8 protein-coding genes are annotated in these 13,954 nt (G+C 52.6%); 6 read left to right on the top strand and 2 right to left on the bottom strand.

The features are described 5' to 3' along the window. Positions 1 to 31 precede the first annotated feature (31 nt). The 4 genes from ACUVQO_RS02820 to ACUVQO_RS02805 all read left to right on the top strand — a co-directional run bounded on the left by ACUVQO_RS02820 (position 32) and on the right by ACUVQO_RS02805 (position 10,477). On the top strand, positions 32 to 1,126 hold the full coding sequence (locus tag ACUVQO_RS02820) for a tetratricopeptide repeat protein (protein ID WP_445924379.1): 1,095 nt from the start codon (positions 32 to 34) through the stop codon (positions 1,124 to 1,126). Positions 1,127 to 1,278: 152 nt separating this feature from the next. Further along, complete coding sequence (locus ACUVQO_RS02815; RefSeq protein ID WP_445924378.1) at positions 1,279 to 3,699, top strand: sucrose synthase; 2,421 nt, start codon at positions 1,279 to 1,281, stop codon at positions 3,697 to 3,699. Positions 3,700 to 3,812: 113 nt separating this feature from the next. Continuing rightward, the gene (locus tag ACUVQO_RS02810) at positions 3,813 to 9,692 is read left to right on the top strand and encodes an alpha-2-macroglobulin family protein (RefSeq protein ID WP_445924377.1); all 5,880 of its coding nucleotides are present in this window, start codon (positions 3,813 to 3,815) and stop codon (positions 9,690 to 9,692) included. An 86-nt stretch (positions 9,693 to 9,778) separates the two neighbouring features. Next, positions 9,779 to 10,477, top strand: coding sequence for a hypothetical protein (locus tag ACUVQO_RS02805; protein WP_445924376.1), 699 nt, complete (start codon positions 9,779 to 9,781; stop codon positions 10,475 to 10,477). On the opposite strand, the gene ACUVQO_RS02800 is transcribed toward ACUVQO_RS02805, so the two are convergent. Next, positions 10,374 to 11,837 carry a phosphoglucomutase/phosphomannomutase family protein gene (locus ACUVQO_RS02800; protein WP_445924375.1) on the bottom strand — a complete coding sequence of 488 codons (1,464 nt, stop codon included), beginning with the start codon at positions 11,835 to 11,837 and terminating at the stop codon, positions 10,374 to 10,376. The genes ACUVQO_RS02805 and ACUVQO_RS02800 overlap by 104 nt on opposite strands. A 278-nt stretch (positions 11,838 to 12,115) precedes the next feature. On the opposite strand from ACUVQO_RS02800, the gene ACUVQO_RS02795 reads away from it, so the two are divergent. After that, positions 12,116 to 12,889, top strand: a complete 774-nt coding sequence (locus ACUVQO_RS02795) for a DUF4230 domain-containing protein (RefSeq protein ID WP_445924374.1) — start codon at positions 12,116 to 12,118, stop codon at positions 12,887 to 12,889. Then, positions 12,886 to 13,770, top strand: coding sequence for an ABC transporter permease (locus ACUVQO_RS02790; protein WP_445924373.1), 885 nt, complete (start codon positions 12,886 to 12,888; stop codon positions 13,768 to 13,770). The genes ACUVQO_RS02795 and ACUVQO_RS02790 overlap by 4 nt, the downstream gene beginning before the upstream one ends. On the opposite strand, the gene ACUVQO_RS02785 is transcribed toward ACUVQO_RS02790, so the two are convergent. Beyond that, on the bottom strand, positions 13,750 to 13,917 hold the full coding sequence (locus tag ACUVQO_RS02785; RefSeq protein WP_445924372.1) for a hypothetical protein: 168 nt from the start codon (positions 13,915 to 13,917) through the stop codon (positions 13,750 to 13,752). The genes ACUVQO_RS02790 and ACUVQO_RS02785 overlap by 21 nt on opposite strands. Between the last annotated feature and the right edge of the window lie 37 nt (positions 13,918 to 13,954).

The following is a 13,954-nucleotide window of genomic DNA, read 5'->3' as shown; positions in this document are numbered from 1 at the left end:
TGTGCGCAGGGGAGCTACAGGATAGTTCGGTATGCTCGATACAAGCCAAATAGCACTCAATAGCGAAGCTCTAATGTGGTTTCGGCGAGGGTTGGCAGCCGCCAGTGCCAATGATTTCGAACGAGCGATCGCAGCTTTCAACCGGGTTCTGGACATTCAGGATGATTGCTATGAGGTCTGGTATGAGCGAGGATTGGCTTTAGAGAGCCGGGGAGATTACATAGCAGCGATCGCTAGCTTTGATCGGGCACTGCGGCTCAGTCCGAGTGACAGTGCAGCCTGCGAAATCTGGCATGAGCGAGGCAATGCCTTTCAATATGGGCTAGGAGATTACTCCCAGGCAATGGCTTGCTACGACCAGGCCCTGCGGCTTGATTCCCGGCATGAGGCTGTCCTGCAGAATCTGGGCAATGCCTTGCTCTATGGTTTGAGTCTGCCGGAGGAAGCCTTAGACGCTTACGATCGGGCATTGCTGATCAACCGGGAGAATAACCTGGCGTGGCGGAATCGGGGGAATGCACTGGCCGAACTGCGGCGCTATGATGAAGCGATCGCCAGCTACGATCAGGCCCTCTCCATCTGGCCAGACGATCAGGTGTCCTGGCATGCCCGCAGTTTAGCGGCTGAAAAGATGGGTCTGGGGGACCATCAACCCACCACCCATGCAGCCTGGTATGGGGCTGGCTTTGGAGAGCAGACCTTCGTGGAGGGAGAAACAGACTCGGAAATTGTGTTTGCCTCCTTGTCCACCGCGATTGATGCAGACAGCAGTTCCCACAGTTCCAATCAGATCACTCCTACCTTGATCCTGGAAGATGACTGGGGCAAGCGAGAAATAATGTTAGAGCGCGACCAATATACCCTCGGTCGAGATTCTAACAGTGACATTTGTTTGCATTCCCAATACGTCTCCCGGAACCATGCGGTATTGACGAAAGTTAACCGTTCTGATGGTTATCCCACCTATCAAATTACAGATGGAGGATTAGATCAAACACCGAGTCGGAATGGGTTGCTTGTGAATGGACACAAGTGCCAGAGCGCCATTCTACAAGGGGGGGATGACATTGTGCTTGGCCCCAGGGTGCGAATTCTTTATCGTCTGCTACCCAATTCTTCTCATTAGATCTTTAGATCTTTGGGTCTTGGTCAAGTGTCTTTTGCCAGAGAGGAACAACTTATGTACCTCCACTAACCAACCTGAATGAGGGCAATTTGCTCAATCTTCACCTGATCATAATTTTGGATTCAACGTGTCAACAGTAGGGGAAATTGCGAATGTCCGACTTGATCCAGGCTGTACTTCATAGCGACGAAAAGACCAACCTGCGTCAGTTTGCCAGCATTCTTCGGACTCAAGAAAAGCGGTACTTGCTCCGCAACGAAATTCTGTCCCTGTTTGCGGACTATTGCCAGAATTATGAGAAGTCCGAGCGGTTCTACCATTTCTCCCATCTCAGTAAGCTAATTTACTATATCCAGGAAATTATCATTGATAATGAAAGTCTGTGTCTGATCATTCGTCCCCGGATTGCCAGCCAGGAAGCCTATCGTCTGCTGGAGGATTTGACTTATGAGCCGATGAGTATTCAGGAATTGCTGGATTTGCGCGATCGCCTCGTGGGCCGATTCCACCCGCAGGATGGCGATGTTCTGGAAATTGACTTTCAGCCTTTTTACGACTACTCGCCCGCCATTCGCGATCCCAAAAATATCGGTCGAGGGGTGGCTTACCTGAACCGCTATCTGTCCAGCAAGTTATTCCAAGATCCACGACAGTGGCAGGATGCCTTGTTTAACTTCCTGCGGCTGCACCGTTACAGTCAGTATCAGTTGCTGATTAACGATCGCATTCAAACCCAGCAACGCCTCTCCGATCGAGTTAAACAGGCGATCGGTCTGGTCGGTGCTTTGCCCCCTGATCAGCCCTACGAACAATTCCGATTCGATCTGCAGGAACTGGGGTTTGAACCAGGGTGGGGGAATACGGCGCGGCGAGTGCAGGAAACCCTAGAAATGCTCGACCAATTAATTGACTCACCGGATCATCAGGTGTTAGAAGCCTTCGTATCGCGGATTCCGATGATTTTCCGGATTGCCCTGATCTCACCCCATGGTTGGTTTGGGCAGGAAGGCGTACTGGGTCGTCCCGATACCGGAGGCCAAGTGGTATATATTCTGGATCAGGTGAAGGGGTTGGAGCAGCAACTCCAGGAAGACATTGAACTGGCGGGGCTGGATGTGCTGAATGTGCATCCGAAAGTGATTGTGTTGACCCGCCTGATTCCCAACAACGACGGCACCACCTGTAATCAACGGTTGGAAAAAATCTACGGAACGGAAGACGCCTGGATTTTGCGTGTACCTTTCCGCGAATTTAATCCCCACATGACCCAGAACTGGATTTCCCGGTTTGAAATCTGGCCCTATCTGGAAACCTTTGCGATCGATGCCGAACGAGAACTGCGAGCTGAATTCCAGGGCAAACCGGATTTGATTGTGGGGAATTATTCTGACGGGAATCTGGTGGCCTTTTTGCTGGCACGACGGTTAGAAGTAACCCAGTGCAACATCGCCCATGCTTTGGAGAAGTCGAAATACCTGTTCAGTAACCTTTACTGGCAGGATCTGGAAAACAAGTATCACTTCTCGTTACAGTTCACGGCAGATCTGATTGCCATGAATGCTGCCAACTTCGTGATTAGCAGTACCTATCAGGAAATTGTCGGCACTCCCGACAGCGTGGGTCAGTATGAATCCTACAAATCGTTCACCATGCCCGATCTTTACCATGTGGTGAGTGGCATTGATTTATTCAGTCCCAAATTCAATGTGGTGCCGCCAGGAGTGAATGAAAGTGTGTACTTCCCCTATTCCCGCAAGGAAGACCGACTGTTGACAGAGCGCGATCGCCTGGAAAACCTGCTATTCACTCTCGACGATCCGGCTCAGGTCTATGGCACTCTAGATGATCCCAACAAGCGGCCTCTGTTTTCCATGGCGCGGCTCGATCGCATTAAAAACCTGACAGGCCTGGCAGAATGCTTTGGCAAAAGTAGGGAACTTCAGGAACAGTGCAATTTGATCCTGATTGCTGGGAAACTCCGAACGGAGGAATCCACAGATCATGAAGAAATTAGCGAAATCGAAAAGCTGTATCAGATCATTCATGAGTACAACTTGCATGGGAAAGTGCGCTGGCTGGGTGTCCGGTTGGCAAAAGGCGATTCGGGCGAAGTATATCGCGTGATTGCTGATCGCCAGGGCATCTTCGTGCAACCCGCCCTGTTTGAAGCCTTCGGTCTGACGATTCTGGAAGCCATGATCAGCGGCCTGCCTACCTTTGCAACCCGATTTGGTGGTCCCCTGGAAATCATTCAGGACAAGGTGAACGGCTTTTACATCAATCCTACCGATCACGAAGAAATGGCCCAAATCATTCTGGATTTCGTAACCAAATGCAACGAAAATCCCCGCTACTGGCAGGAAATTTCCCAACGCAGTATCGATCGCGTCTACAGCACCTATACCTGGAAAATTCACACTACCCGCCTGCTCTCCCTAGCAAAAATCTACGGCTTCTGGAATTACACCTCCAAAGAAAACCGGGCCGATATGATGCGCTATATCGAAGCCCTGTTCTATCTGCTCTACCGTCCCCGTGCGAAGGCTTTACTGGAAGAACACTGGCGACGTTAGGCCAGAGAGGTAAAGAATTATTGAACCTTAAGGGATTTCACGGGAACAGGGGGTAGCAATAGAGTATCAGGTGGTCTATCCATCCTGTTCCTGTTGCTGTAGGGAAAGAAGGTATGAGAAGGGGCGATCGCTGCATTCTGCCCATTTTGTTTCTGTTGGGAATTCTGATTGCCGTGAGTTTTTCCGGTTGTAGCATCGCCAGAATTACGCCAGGGCCAGAACAGTTTGCAGAAGTGGCGGCTTTACCCGCACCCAAACTGCCCGATTGGATCGAGGAAATCAGTCCGATCGGGGATACCAAACCCCAGGCGCAAGTTCGGATCCGCTTCAAAGAACCCCTGATTCCAGTGGAGAGTCTGGAGGATCCGAATCGCCAGCAAGTGTTGCAAAAGTTTGAAATTGTACCGCCGTTGAAAGGGCAGTTCCGGTTTTTAACCCCCCGCATGGTGGGATTTCAGGCGGATGCAGCAACTCCCCTGGCCACGCGAGTCCAAGTCACCTTGAAAAAGGGACTGGCTGACCTGAAAAATCATCAATTGGATCAGGATCTGGCCTGGACCTTTCAGACCGATCGCCTCAAACTCACCAACCTGCCCACCTCTTATTCTGCTGATAGTCCCCAAACGGCTACAGATCCCATTGAGACGAAGCCCGTCTTAAAAGTTTATTCCAACGTCGAACTGGATCAAGCTTCCCTGCGGGATCATGCTCGCTTAACGCCAGTGGGCAAACAGACTACGATCGGTCTGGCAGTGGCTCTGGAGAAACAGCCGGAGTCCCTAGAGCCACAAACCCCCAGCCCGGAAGAACGGTTTGATCCCTCGCAACGCAGTTGGATTTATACCCTGGAACCGCAGCGAGGACTGGACAAAGCAACGAAATACAATCTGGAATTCACACCGGGATTACGACCTTTGCAGGGAAATTTGCCCAGTGAGGAAGCATTCGCCAGTCGGGTAGAAACCTACTCTCCTCTGGCCTACCAGAATTTGAAATGGGTGGGACAGCCAGATGCGGGAGGAAATGTGGGACGGTTCGTAAATGGCTCACCCCAACTGGAGTTCAACAATCCGATTCAGGTTGATTCTGCTACCGCTAACATTTCCATCAGTCCGGAGCCAAAGAATAAAGATGTGCCACTGGTACAGGCCTATGAAGGCGATCGTGTCGTCAACCTGAATCCCTGGGCTTTGGAACCCGCCACGAAATACACGATTACCATAGGAGCCGACTTAAAAGACAAGTTTGGTCAAACTCTGGGTAAACCGACCACGGTGGAGTGTCAAACCGGAGATGTGGCTCCTGATCTCTGGGCACCCTCTGATCTGCATATCTTTCCATCTAGCATTGGGGGCGATCGCACTTCGGTACTGCAATTGAATATCTCTACGGTCAATCTACCGAGTTACAAATCTGCGTTCGCCAGCGTCCAACCCACCGATCTGGTCTATACCAGTTCTGCCTATCCCCAGGGCAATGGCAATGACTTGCTGCCCAACCCATCTCAATGGAAAACGACTCAGGTGGCGAAGCAGCAGAATCAGACCGTGGAAACGGCCATTCCTTTAGCCCAATTATTGAAGGGTCCAACCGGAATGCTGGCGTATGGCGTACAGGCCCGAACCAATTCCTATCAGGAAAATGGCAAGCAACAGTGGCGAGAACCCACCTACTACGGACTGGTGCAGTTGACCAATCTGGGAGTATTTGCTCAATGGTTTCCCGAATCGGGGCTGGTGCGAGTGCATCACCTGGCCGATGGCTCCCCTGTCGCCAATGCCTCAATTCAAGTTTACAAATCGCGATTGGATGCCAAAGATCGACCCGCCCCAACCCCCTGCGCTACTGGGAAGACTAATCAAGCGGGATTGCTCACCCTGACGGGATCGCAATTTCAAGGCTGTCGGGCACCCGGATCAGAGAATCCCCCACCCCTGCTGGTAATTGCTCAGGAAGGGAAAGATTGGGCCTTTACCCGCACCCTGGAATATAGCGGTACCTATGAGTACGGGATTGATGCTGGTTGGGAAAGTGGCAAACCCATCTCACGGGGGACAATTTTTAGCGATCGCCAACTTTACCAACCGGGAGAAACCGCTTACCTGACCGGAGCCGCCTATTACCTGCAGGCCGGAACCCTGAAGCAGGACAAAAACGCCAAGTATAGCCTCACCTTAGAAGGGCCGAATGGTCAGAAAAAGGATCTGGGCAGTCAGACAACCAACGCTTTTGGCACCTTTTCGCTGGAGGTTCCCTTCGCCAAAAACCAACCCCTGGGCTATTACACGGTGCGGGCCAAAGGGGCGGATGGCAAAGAACTTACGGGAGAAGTGCGGGTGGCTGAATTTAAGCCGCCGAACTTTAAAGTGGAACTGACGTTGAAGGGAACGGCTGAGGGATTAGGAATTAGAAATCAGGAATTAACAGATAGAGATGGAAAAGCAGGGCAGGGTGTTGTGGAGACGCTGCCAGTGGCGTTACCGGATCAAACGGTAAAAAGCACGGTGCAAAGTCGTTATCTGTTTGGCTCGCCGGTGCAAGGGGGCAAGGTGAATTATGGGGTGACTCGACAACGGGTTGAGTTCACGCCGCAGGGCTGGGAGGGATATACTTTTGGTCGTCGCTGGTTCTGGCCGGAGGAAGCACCGGAGGTAGGCAGTGATGTCCTTGAAGCTACTCAGATGTTGAGTGCAGAGGGGCAGGCCACGCAAAGTATCAAAGTGGATCAAAACCTGCCCTACACGATGGCCTATCAGGTGGATGCTCAGGTGTCGGATGTGTCGAATCTGGCCGTATCGGATTCCAAGACGTTCCTGGCGTTGCCCAGCGATCGCCTGATTGGTTTGAAAACGAACTTTGTGGCGGATGCCGGTAAGGAATTTCCCGTTCAGGTGATTGTTACCGATCCCAGTGGCCACCCTATCCCAGATCAATCAATTCGCCTGGAATTGCAGCAGATGAACTATAGCCAGATCACCCGTGTGGTGGAAGGAAGCCGCATGCTGCAGCATCAGGTGGAATACAAAACTGTGGCCACTCAGGAGACGGAATCTGGGACGGAGGCGAAATCAGTACCATTAACGCCGCCCACCTCTGGTGCCTACCGGATTCGAGCCACATTGGCTGGTAAGGAAACCACGGCTACCGATCTGCAAATTTGGGCCACCGGAGATACTCCCACCTTCTGGGGCAACCGCTATCGCAATAACCGCCTGGAACTGAAGTTGGACAAATCCCACTATCGTCCCGGTGAAATCGCCACTGTGCTGCTGCAATCACCGTTCCCGGAAGCAGAACTCTACTTTGCGGTCGTGCGTCATGACACGCTGTATCAGACGGTTACGAAAGTTACAGGTAGTGCGCCCCAGGTTCAGTTTCAGGTGACTGCCGAGATGATGCCAAATGCCGCAGTGGAAGCAATTCTCGTCCGCCAGGGCAAACCTCTGGAGCAGGAAACCCCAGGCAGTCTGGATGGTTTGGTACGGATTGGGCTGGCTCCCTTTTCGACCGACGTGAATGAACACTACCTGAAAGTGGAACTCACTCCTGCTACTGGCTCTCCGGAGTCTACTCCAGCAACACCCGGAAGTGAACAAACCGTTAATCTGATCCTGAAAGACCAGCAGGATAATCCCGTGAAAGGCCAGTTCACGATCATGGTGGTGAATGAAGCGGTGTTGCAACTGACCGGCTACCGTCCCCCCGATCTGGTGAACCTGGTGTTTGCGGAACAACCGATTTCTACCCGCTTGAGTGATAACCGTCCGGATGTCGTGTTACAGCCGATCGGCTCTCCTTTGCAAAAAGGCTGGGGCTATGGTGGAGGCCTGTCCAGTGGAGCCGCCAGCACCCGTATCCGTACCAACTTCAAGCCGATCGCCTACTACAACGGTGCTGTTGCCACGGACAACAAAGGCACTGCGACAGTCCGCTTTAAGCTTCCGGATGACCTGACCACCTGGCGAGTCATGGCTGTCGCCACCGATGGCAATTTCAACTTCGGTAATGGCGATACCACCTTTGTCACCAGTCAGCCTCTGGTCACCAATCCCCTGTTGCCTCAGTTTGCTCGACCGGGCGATCGCTTCCAGGTTGGGGTTGCCGTTACCAACAACACTGTGCCGAACGGTAATCTCTCCATTTCCGGCTCTGTCACTGGCTCGCTTCAGTTCGACAACTCCTCCGGCAATCAACAAGCCTACATGGGAGCAGGCACCAGCGCTTATCGCTTTCCGGTCAAAGTCAACAATCCGGGAGCCGCCAAAGTGCAGTTCAAAACGGAGTTGAATGGAGTTACAGATGCGCTGGAAGTGCCGCTGGAAGTGAAGCCGCTCACGGTTACAGAACAGGTTGTCGAATCTGGCACTACTTCCGACCAGGCGACAATCCCCTTAAACGTGGATCCCAACGTCGCTAACGATACCGGGGGCTTGGATCTTTCCCTGGCCAGCAGCCTGATTCCTCAACTTGCCGCCCCTGCCCAACAGGTGCTAGATGAACAGGATCTGCCCTTCCTGGAACCCGCCGCCAGCCAACTCAGCATTGTGGCTAATCTCCAAATCCTATCCCAAACCTACGGTCAAGCCTTCTCCAGCTTCAACCCAGCTCAACAAGCCACCCAGGCCCTCGATCGCCTGCAAAAACTGCAGAAACCGGATGGCGGATTCGCTGCTTACCCAGAAGCGAAAAAGTCGGATCCGTTCTTGACTCCTTATGCGGCAGAGGCAATGGCAGAGATCAGGGATCAGGAATCAGGAATCGGGGTTCGTTCATCAGCCGACTCCCGATTCCCGACCCCCGACTCCTTTCTCCCGCCCTTAAAGAATTACCTCAGCAAATTGCTTGCCAATCCGGCTCAGTATGACTTCTGCAAAGAAGCGCTGTGCAAAAATCAGGTACGGTTGCATACCTTAATCGCACTGGCAGCCCTGGGGGATAAGCGGACGGAGTTTTTGCCGGATATTTATGCTCAACGGCAGCAGCTTGACCCGATCGACCAGATGAATCTGGCTCGCTACTTATCTCAATTTCCCGCTTGGCAGGCAGAAGCGAAAGGGATGGCCACCAAATTACAAGAAACCGTGTCGGAAACAGGTCGCACGGCGAGGGTGAATTTGCCACAAAACTGGCGCTGGTTGAGTTCGGCAACGGCAACTCAGGCGGCAGCCGTACGGCTGGCGATCGCGCAAAAAGCCCGTCCTGAAACCATTGACAAACTGGTTCAGGGACTGCTGGAGCAGCGGCGGAACGGCACCTGGCCCAGCACCTATGACAATGCCGCTGCATTGACAGCTCTGGTAGAGTACAGTAAGCTGCAACCCACTCCTCCTAGCTTCACGGCCAGTGCGCAACTGGGAGATAAGTCCCTGGCGACGGCTCAGTTTCAAGGCTACCAGAAAGCCAGTGAAACGGTCAGCGTGCCCATGGCAAACTTACCTCGCGGCACGCACAATCTGATCTTGAAGAAATCTGGGAACGGTCTGCTGCATTACCTCGTAGCCTACCGCTATCGACTACAGGGCAACCAACCCGGACGGCTGAATGGTCTGCGAGTGACTCGCACAATTCGTCCCGCCAATGAAGAAAAAGTTCTTTATGCCACTGGCCTCTACGCCGTAGATGCCCTGAAACTTCCTGTGGGTCAGGTTTATGACATTGGTCTGGAAATCATTACCGATCGTCCCGTAGATCATGTAATCATTACCGATTCCTTACCTGCGGGCTTAGAAGCCGTCGATAGCAGCTTCCAGACCTCCAGCCCCTACTTTCAGGCCAGAGGAGATAGCTGGCAACTCGGCTACCAAACCATCTACAAGGATCGGATTGTTGCCTTTGGAGACAAATTAAATCCTGGTGTATATTCTCTGCATTATCTGGTGCGTTCTGTAACTCCCGGTACTTTCCTCTATCCCGGTGCCGAAGCCAGGTTGCAATATGCTCCGGAGGAGTTTGGGCGATCGGCTTCGACGGTGTTGGAGGTGGTAGACAAGTGAGTAGGTGGCTAGATCGGCAGATGGGTAAGTTAAGTGGAAGGGTAGGCAAGGAATAGTATGCTGAGCGGCGTTTTTGAGGAGGACTTGTGAGTTGCTGGGATGGAATGGGGAAGGGGCGGGTGGCGATCGCCCTGACATTGATGCATCTGGGAACACCAGTTGCCATTATTAGTCAGGCTGCTCCCACGACGCGTCCATCTGAGTCTCGAGCAGACTCCAAGATCAAGCCACCCATCCGTCCTTTAACGACTTGTCCCACAGAGATAGAGCCACTGATCAGTGCTTTATTGCGGGACTTACCGGAATATATCAACCGGATCAGTCATCAGCAGGGAGGAAGTCAGGCCAAGCGATATGCGATCGCTGCCAGTCAAGCTGACCTCACTCCTTTGCCAATCACCTACAGTGGTTCTCCCTATTCTCCCAACAGCCAACTGCACCAGAGTTTTTTCACCGTACTAGAACGGCAATACGAAACCCAGCGCCGACAAGATATCCAACAGTTTCACTGGCTGATTCTGGCTTATAGCTCCAGCACAGGCTGGCAGCTGGCCACCCTGTATTCTCGCTACGGTTCTCACCCAATGGATAACCAGGCTCCTTCTGCCCTGCGAGAAACCAGTCAGGAGGTAACCGGACGAGCGATCCGCCGCTGGCTGAGAGATTGCCAAGCAGGTGCAATTAAGCCTTACTCGCCCAATCTCTCGCCCATGCCAATGTCTCATGTACCTGATCGAGATTTTTGGCTTCACAGTAGAGGCGCAGCACGGGTTCCGTCCCGCTAAATCGAATCAGAAGCCAGCGGCCATCTTCCAGACGCAGCTTATAGCCATCTACAGTCAGGCAATCGACTACTTTCTGGCCTGCAACTTCGGTCAGGGGTTGGGTTTCTAGCTGGTTGAGTAAGCGGGCGCGGGCTTCCATACTGGACAGGGGCAGGTCGATACGATCGTAACTGGAGACAAAGTTCGTGCGTTGCTGCAAGTCTTTGTAGAGATCGCTCAGATCGGTGTTGGATTGGACAATCGCCTCTAGCACATACAGCGCCGAGAGCAGGGCATCCCGTTCGGGAATGTGATGGCCATAGCCGATGCCACCGGATTCTTCGCCACCCAGCAAGACTTGAGTTTCTACCATGCGATCGGCGATGTACTTGTAGCCGATTGGAGTTTCATACACAGGTAAGTTATACAGGGCGGCAACCTTGGGCATCAGGTCAGAGCCGCTAATGGTTTTGATGAATTCCCCGGTGTAGCCACGATTGGCCGCCAGATGCTGAGTCAGAATGGGGATCAAAATTTGCGAACTGAGAAAATTTCCCTGACCATCGACTGCCGCAATGCGATCGCTATCCCCATCAAACACCAATCCAACGGCCAGTCCAGTGGGGTGGGTTTGACGATAACTGTGAATCTGGTGAAACAGTTCTGACAGGTACTTGGGTAAAGGTTCAGGCGCACCACCTCCAAAGAGCGGATCGCGATCGCTGTTAATTTCCCGGATTGGAGCATCCAGTAATTTCGCCAATCCTCCGGCAGCCGCCCCATGCATCACATCGGCAAACACGGTCAGTTTTCCCTGAAGAATCGCATCTCGAATCTGACCGATATTCACCTTGGTTCGCAACCCTTCACAGTAACTCTGCCAGGGATCAAAAGTTTGCCAGGTTCCGGGCGTTGCAGAGGGCACAATGCCTGCCGACAACCGGGCTTCAATTTGCTGCGTAATTGCCGGAGCCACTGAACCACCAAAGGCTCCTTTCACCTTCAAGCCGGAGTATTTTCCAGGATTGTGGCTGGCCGTGATCACCAGCGCACCCAGAGCATTTTGTTGTTTGGCGGCCCAACTGAAGGCTGGAGTGGGCGCAAACCCTTCCGACAACAGCACATCAAAACCCACAGATTGCACCGCTTCCGCCGCTGCCCGGGCAAAGTCTTCGGACAAAAAGCGACGATCGTACCCTACAATGACCGTGCGACTGCCATTGGTAACCTGACTGTAGTTGTCTGCCAGTACCTGAGCTGCGATCGCCGCCACTAGCCTGACGCGATCGAAGGTAAAGTCTGCTGCAATCACACCCCGCCAGCCATCGGTGCCAAATTTAATGCCGTCTACCAGTGCCGAAACGAGAGTGGGATGAGTCATGCAGGCCGCCTTATAGGAATGAAAAGAGTTCACTTAACGAGTGTATTCGTTGAACGGTGGCACCATCCACCCCAAAGGCTGGATTTGCAATCACTTTATTAAAAAACTAGTCATTAGTCAGGTGTGCCAGGTTCCGTACTGCAAAACAAACTACGTAACAGGCGATCTGATGACATAGTGGGCGATCGCACTCAGTCGCATAACGAGAACTTATCATTTTGGTGTTCAGGCTTGGCAAGATTTGATTTTAATGGTTTGGGTAATACAAGAGTAGGGATATGCAACAAGACCGTTACGATCGACGCGGTAAAGCCTTTTTCAGTGGCTTAATGTGGATGTTAACGGGAGCGACGATCGCGGCTGCTCTGCTGATTGGATTGAATCATCAAATCAGCGCTCGCCTGTTTGCTGCCTTGAATGCTTTGCTCAATCCACCGCAACCGCAAACAAAAGCCGAAGCGCAATCCCTGACGCTGCAAAAGATTCGCGATGCCAGTGAACTGACAACGGCAGAATTCACCATGCAGGCTGTTGTTCCCACTGAGCAGGATGCCACCTTTAGCGGCTTTACGATTGGCACCACAAAACTGCTCTATATCGCTCAAGGAGAAGTCCAGGCTGGGGTTGACCTCAGCCAACTTACATCCGATCAGATGCAGGCAACAGAAGACGGTATTGTTGTCAAACTCCCACCCGCCCGAATTCTCAACAGCAAAATAGATGTCAATAAATCCCAGGTCTACGACTACAGCCGGGGTTTCTTAGGACTTGGCCCCGATGCTGGCCCCCAACTCCAATCCCTGGCTCAGCAGGAAGCCCTTCAGAAAATTGTTACTACTGCCTGTGAACAGGGAGTGCTGCAACGGGCCAGCGATCGTGCCAAACTCGTTGTCGTCCAACTTCTCACCTCCGCAGGCTACAAAGCCGTCATCGTAGACACCCAGCCCCCAATGACCGATACTTGTACTCCTGTCTCCCCTCCCCCATCTTCCTCTACTTCCTCATCTACCCCCATTCTCTCCCCACCTCCCACATCCCTCCCCACTCCATGACCCTCCGCCTCCCGATCGCCCGTTTCTTTAATCCAGCTAAACGTGCCAGTCTTTCCCTACGGCTGACACAAATTGGCCTGGTGATCACCGTATTTTTTATCCTGCTGGCCGTGTTCGCACCGCTGTTGCAGGCGATCGGCTGGTTGCAGAATCCTACTGAGTTTTTGGACAATCCCCCGCAACACCCTCCCTCCTGGCAACATTGGTTTGGCACCACCCAGTTGGGGTATGACGTATTTTCCCGCACAATCTTTGGCAGTCAGGCCGCGTGGCAGGTGTTGCTCCTGGCGGTGACGCTGGGATTGCTGGTCGGAGTGCCATTAGGGATGGTGAGCGGCTATCTGGGGGGATGGCTCGATCGCGCCCTGCTATTCGTGATGGATACGATCTATACGTTGCCGGGATTATTGCTATCGGTAACGCTGGCCTTTGTGGTGGGAAGAGGGGTATTGAATGCTGCGATCGCCATCAGCATTGCTTATATTCCTCAGTACTACCGGGTGGTGCGCAACCAGACGGTGAGTGTGAAGACGGAATTATTTGTGGAAGCAGCTCAGGCAATGGGAGCTTCTACCTGGCGTGTGCTAACCCGTTACTTGTTTCTGAATGTGGTGCAAAGTGTACCTGTACTCTTTACCCTAAATGCTGCCGATGCAATTCTGGTGTTGGCAGGGCTGGGCTTTTTAGGATTGGGGTTGCCAGAAGAAACACCGGAATGGGGCTATGACTTGAAGCAGGCATTAGATGGCCTTTCCACAGGGGGCATCTGGTGGACGACGCTGTTTCCTGGTCTAGCCATGACTTTGATGGTGACTGGATTATCGTTGTTGGGAGAGGGATTGAGCGAGTTGATCAATCCCTTATCTAACCAAGACGAATAAGGGCTTAGCAGTCAGACATAGGGCAATATGGCGATCGCTGACCTCATATACACCGTCCTGTAAGGCGTAGATCGCTAGCGCTCGGTCATCATAGCGCCATACCTCTAGCACCTTCAGATCTGCATAAATTGATGCATCGCGCTGCACCCACACATCCTACGCAAAGGCAGTAGAGTCAATCCCT

This window comes from Leptodesmis sp., from assembly GCF_052746595.1.
Note: the sequence above shows the minus strand (reverse complement) of the source record. Positions and strands in the feature narration are given on the sequence as shown.